This is a genomic window from Glaesserella parasuis, from assembly GCF_002015085.1.
GTDB classification, from domain to species: domain Bacteria; phylum Pseudomonadota; class Gammaproteobacteria; order Enterobacterales; family Pasteurellaceae; genus Glaesserella; species Glaesserella parasuis.
The window spans coordinates 1-4,944 of sequence record NZ_MUXW01000081.1 but is presented as its reverse complement, the minus strand read 5'-3'; the positions used below and the strand labels follow the sequence as shown (position 1 = coordinate 4,944).

The 4,944-nt window shown below is 39.7% G+C and carries 6 protein-coding genes and 1 tRNA gene; 5 read left to right on the top strand and 2 right to left on the bottom strand.

The features are described from left to right. Positions 1 to 219: 219 nt before the first annotated feature. A complete protein-coding gene (gene asnA, locus B0183_RS11730) occupies positions 220 to 1,212 on the bottom strand; it encodes an aspartate--ammonia ligase (protein ID WP_021115900.1) in 993 nt (330 codons plus the stop codon). Positions 1,213 to 1,388: 176 nt separating this feature from the next. On the opposite strand from asnA, the gene asnC reads away from it, so the two are divergent. From asnC to B0183_RS11705, 5 genes are all read left to right on the top strand, one after another. Continuing rightward, the gene (gene asnC, locus B0183_RS11725) at positions 1,389 to 1,880 is read left to right on the top strand and encodes a transcriptional regulator AsnC (protein ID WP_005714238.1); all 492 of its coding nucleotides are present in this window, start codon (positions 1,389 to 1,391) and stop codon (positions 1,878 to 1,880) included. A gap of 111 nt (positions 1,881 to 1,991) precedes the next feature. Beyond that, positions 1,992 to 2,759, top strand: coding sequence for a uridine phosphorylase (gene udp, locus B0183_RS11720; RefSeq protein WP_010786970.1), 768 nt, complete (start codon positions 1,992 to 1,994; stop codon positions 2,757 to 2,759). 176 nt (positions 2,760 to 2,935) lie between these two features. Then, positions 2,936 to 3,265, top strand: coding sequence for a MaoP family protein (locus B0183_RS11715; RefSeq protein ID WP_021115901.1), 330 nt, complete (start codon positions 2,936 to 2,938; stop codon positions 3,263 to 3,265). A gap of 52 nt (positions 3,266 to 3,317) precedes the next feature. After that, positions 3,318 to 4,412 (top strand): tRNA (uridine(54)-C5)-methyltransferase TrmA, encoded by a 1,095-nt coding sequence (gene trmA / locus B0183_RS11710; RefSeq protein ID WP_062924083.1) that lies wholly within the window; start codon positions 3,318 to 3,320, stop codon positions 4,410 to 4,412. A 90-nt stretch (positions 4,413 to 4,502) separates the two neighbouring features. Beyond that, positions 4,503 to 4,592 (top strand) — tRNA-Ser (locus B0183_RS11705). 51 nt (positions 4,593 to 4,643) lie between these two features. Here B0183_RS11705 and B0183_RS11700 read toward each other — a convergent pair. After that, the coding region (locus B0183_RS11700; RefSeq protein WP_165688524.1) for a M13 family metallopeptidase at positions 4,644 to 4,944 on the bottom strand (301 nt) is incomplete at its 5' end.

The window sequence follows — 4,944 nt, the reverse complement described above, 5'->3', positions numbered from 1 at the left end:
GCGATTTAAATATCGAAAAAACGACAAATAGACTTGAAAACTTATTTGGGCAACTAAAGGAAAAATTATCGCATCATACAGGATTAATGAAAAGACATAAGATTATGTTTATAAAGGATTTTTTTAAATAAAAAGAGTTGCTAAGAATAATTAAAATATTCATTAGCAACCACTTTGTCTACTATGCTGGAAAAATATTAGCCTGCTTTTGAGATAATATTAAAGAATATTCTCAAACTTCGCCAACATCTCTTTCGGCCATACGCTTGATTGCACTTCACCGATATGTTTTTTACGCAATAAGAACATTGCCATACGAGATTGACCGATACCACCGCCGATTGAAAGTGGTAAACGTCCTGCTAATAAATCTTTGTGCCAGTCCATTTCTAAACGGTCTTCGTCGCCTGTTAATGCCACTTGTAAGCGTAGTGCGGTTTCATCAACACGGATACCCATTGATGATAATTCAAATGCCGTACCAAGTTGTTCGTTCCAAACTAAGATGTCGCCGTTTAAGCCTTTATATTCGCCTTCCGATACCGTTGTCCAGTCGTCGTAGTCTGGAGCTCGTCCGTCGTGCGCTTTGCCGTCTGATAATTTGCCACCGATACCGATTAAGAATACCGCTCCGTATTCTTTACAAATCGCATTTTCACGCTCTTTGCTGGTTAATGTTGGGTAGCGTTTCACTAAATCTTCGCTGTGAACAAAGGTAATCTCTTTTGGTAATACAGATGGAATATCAAAACGTGCTTCAACAGCTAATTCAGTTAAACGAATTGCACGGTAGATTGAGCGAACAGTCTGTTTTAGGTAGTCGAAATTGCGTTTTCCTGCTGGAATCACTTTTTCCCAGTCCCATTGATCCACATAAACAGAATGTGTTGGATCGAGTGAGTCTTCATCTGGGCGTAATGCTTTCATATGGACGAATAAGCCTTCGCCTTCTTGGAAACCAAAACGTGCAAGGGTGTGGCGTTTCCATTTAGCGAGTGAGTGAACTACTTCATAAACGGCACCTGGGATACATTTTACGTTCACTTGTACCGCTTTTTCGATACCTGATAAGTTATCCTGCATACCGTTGCCTACTTCACTTAAAATTGGACCTTGTACTTCAATAATATCTAACTGTTCGATGAGGTTTTGGGTAAAGGTGTTTTTAACAAAGCTGATTTCTTGTTGTTGAAGAATAAATGATTTTTGCATAATAAATTTCCTTTTGAATAAATTCTGTAAGAGATGTGCGTAATTTAAATTAATTCTTGATAAACGCAACAACTTACATAAAAAAATCAAACAAAGTCAATCTATATTAGATATCATCTAATAATTTATGCTATATTTTAGTTAATTTCTAACAAAAGATAGAAAAGGAACAGAAAATGCATAAAAACTATCAGGCAACATCGCAGATTGACTTACTGGATCAACAAATTCTGCAAGTTTTAACCCAAGATGCTCGAGTTCCCTATGCTGAAATGGCAAAAAATTTTGGGGTGAGTGCAGGGACAATTCACGTTCGTGTTGAAAAAATGCGTCAAGCAGGAATTATTGAAGGCACTAAAGTACGCATTAATCCGCGTAAACTGGGCTATGATGTCTGCTGTTTTATTGGGATTATTCTAAAAAGTGCGAAGGATTATGAAAAGGTGATTGCAAAGTTGCAGGAGTTTGATGAAGTGGTTGAAGCCTATTACACCACGGGGGATTACTCTATTTTTATTAAAGTGATGACCCATACCATTCAAGAATTGCACTATGTTTTAGCTACTAAAATTCAGGGCATTGATGAAATTCAATCAACAGACACCCTAATTTCAATGCAAAACCCAATTTTGAGAGAAATTAAACCTCAAGCAAACGTTTCCAGTTGATCTTGTTCACATTTTTGAACATTGGTTTGCAAAAAAGATCGCAATTCTGATCGCTTGATTGGTAGAATGAAGCGGTTAGATTACTCGAATTTTTCTCAAAAGGAGTCAATTATGTCAGAGGTATTTCATCTTGGCTTAACCAAAGCAATGTTAAAAGGGGCAAAAGTTGCTATCGTTCCTGGCGATCCAGCTCGTAGTGAGCGTATTGCAGCAAAAATGGATAATCCAGAGTTTTTAGCTTCAACTCGTGAATTTACATCGTGGTTAGGTTATGTAGGCGGTCAGCCAATTGTGGTTTGCTCAACAGGTATTGGCGGACCATCGGTTTCTATCTGTGTTGAAGAGCTTGCTCAATTAGGCGTGCGTACTTTCTTGCGTATTGGTACAACAGGGGCAATCCAACCGCATATTAATGTAGGTGATGTGTTGGTAACGACAGGTGCAGTACGTTTAGACGGGGCAAGTCGCCATTTTGCACCATTAGAATATCCTGCGGTGGCTGATTTCCGTTGTACGAATGAGCTTTATGCAGCTGCGAAAAATCAAGGTATCGATCCTTATGTTGGTATTACCGCATCATCTGATACCTTCTACCCAGGTCAAGAGCGTTACGATACATTCACAGGCAAAATCTACCGCCATTTCCAAGGTTCATTGAAACAGTGGCAAGAATTAAATGTGATGAACTTTGAAATGGAGTCTGCGACACTCTTCACTATGTGTTCTGCATTAGGCTTACGTTCAGGAATGGTTGCAGGTGTAATCGTAAACCGTACTCAACAAGAGATCCCAAACGAAGCAACCATTAAAGGCACGGAAGATCGTGCGGTTTCCGTGGTGGTAGAAGCTGCGGGTAAATTGGCTCAAGATTATAAATAAAATGTTGATGAGGCAGTGTGAATATCTCAGACTGCCTCAGTTTTTATAAGGGATTCGGGTTAGTCTATCTCTTTTCTTGTTTTTATATCAATAAACCATTGATCTTTTCCCAAGTTTTAGCTTTAATGCTTGCCCAATTTTGATTTTTCTAAATAAAAGTGTAAATAGAGGCAATTATGGCAGAAAGTTTTAGCGTAACACGTCGTTTTTTCGACGATAAAAATTATCCTCGTGGTTTCTCTCGTCACGGTGATTACACCATTCGTGAATCGCAAACCTTAGAGCAATTTGGTCAAGCCTGCTTAGCATTAGAAAACGGTGAACGTGAACCTGCTACAGCGGAAGAAAAACAGTTCGTAGCGGTTGTTAAAGGTGAAAAAGTTACAGAAACTTTCTTAGAAAAAACGTGGCTTAAATACCGTGATTTAACCAGTAAAACCAAACGCATCTACACCCTTTCAGGCGATGTAAGTGGCGACCTTGGTGGCGACGATTCAGCAGAATAATGTGTGGGAAGGCTTGAAAAAGCCTTTTCTTTTTCTTTCTTGATAAATTCAAATGACCTTACCAATTCATCAATATCCAGCGTTACTTGCAAAAAAGGCAGAGAATCTCACCGCTCTACTTGCACCTTTTAATGCACCTGAACTTGACGTTTTTGCCTCTGACACAAGCCATTTTCGCTTGCGTGCAGAATTTCGTGTTTGGCATGATAATGGTGATCTCTATCACATTATGTTCGATCAGGCGACTAAGCAACGCTACCGTGTCGATCAATTTCCGATTGCAAGTCAACTGATTAATCGAATGATGACGGTGTTGCTGGCTGAAATTAAAGGCAATGAGCTACTTACACGTAAGCTGTTTCAGATTGACTATTTAAGTACATTAAGTGGGCAAATCGCCGTTTCAATGCTTTATCATAAATCGCTGACAGAAGAATGGATAGAGCAAGCGAAGTTACTTAAACAACGCTTGATCGGCTATGGTTTTGATGTCCAGTTAATCGGGCGTGCGACGAAGCAAAAAATTGCATTAGATTGTGATTATGTAGAAGAAGCCTTGAATGTTGATGGGCAAATTTACCGCTATCGCCAAGTAGAAAACAGCTTTACGCAGCCCAATGGCAAAATGAACATCAAAATGTTGGAATGGGCGAGAGCTTGTACGGCAAATAGTAAGGGTGATTTATTAGAACTCTATTGTGGCAATGGTAATTTTTCAATTGCGTTAGCAAATCAATTTCGTAAGGTATTAGCGACTGAGATTTCAAAATCATCGGTAGAATCTGCCCAATATAATATTGCAGTAAACGGCGTAGATAACTTGCAAATTATCCGAATGTCTGCGGAAGAATTTACGGAAGCGATGAATGGCGTTCGGGTCTTTTACCGCTTACGTGGTATTGATTTGAAACAATATGATTGCAATACCATTTTTGTTGATCCGCCACGAGTAGGGCTTGATCAAGCCACATTAGAAATGGTGCAGGGCTATGAAAGAATCCTCTATATCTCTTGCAATCCACATACGTTAGCCGACAATTTAAAACAATTAACTCAAACTCACCGCATTGAACGCTGTGCATTGTTCGATCAATTCCCTTACACCGAGCATATTGAAAGTGGGGTTTGGTTAATTCGTAACAGCTAAGTAGGCGAAAAATAGAACATTTGACGGTTTTGCATCATTTTGTGCTTGACCTAGTTCAGAGTTATCTATACTATTTTGCCTGTTTTCAGCGGAGGAATGGCAGAGCGGTTGAATGCACCGGTCTTGAAAACCGGCGAGGGTTAACGCCCTCCGTGAGTTCGAATCTCACTTCCTCCGCCACTTATCTTAAACGCCAGTTTTGATAACTGGCGTTTTTTTATTTATCATTAATTACCAAATCTTAATCCGCTCATTAATCGGACGATACATTGCATCACCTTGTTTTGTATTAAAGGCATTGTGGAAGCCAGAGATATTTAATACAGGGGCAAAAGCACGGTATTGTCCTGGGGCGTGCGGATCGCTTTTCACTTGGTGCGTTAAGGCTTGGACGGTCGCTTTATTTCGCCACGAACGTGTCCAGCTCATAAAAAAGCGTTGATCTGGGGTAAAGTTTTCCAAGATTGGGGTCACACCGTGATCTCGCTCATAACGTTTTAATGCATCATAAGCAATACTTAATCCGCCCAGA

Coding starts and splice junctions, on each gene's coding strand:
- udp (WP_010786970.1), top strand. CDS start 1,992: ATGTCAGAGGTATTTCATCTTGGCTTAACCAAAGCAATGTTAAAAGGG.
- trmA (WP_062924083.1), top strand. CDS start 3,318: ATGACCTTACCAATTCATCAATATCCAGCGTTACTTGCAAAAAAGGCA.
- asnA (WP_021115900.1), bottom strand. CDS start 1,212: ATGCAAAAATCATTTATTCTTCAACAACAAGAAATCAGCTTTGTTAAA.
- asnC (WP_005714238.1), top strand. CDS start 1,389: ATGCATAAAAACTATCAGGCAACATCGCAGATTGACTTACTGGATCAA.
- B0183_RS11715 (WP_021115901.1), top strand. CDS start 2,936: ATGGCAGAAAGTTTTAGCGTAACACGTCGTTTTTTCGACGATAAAAAT.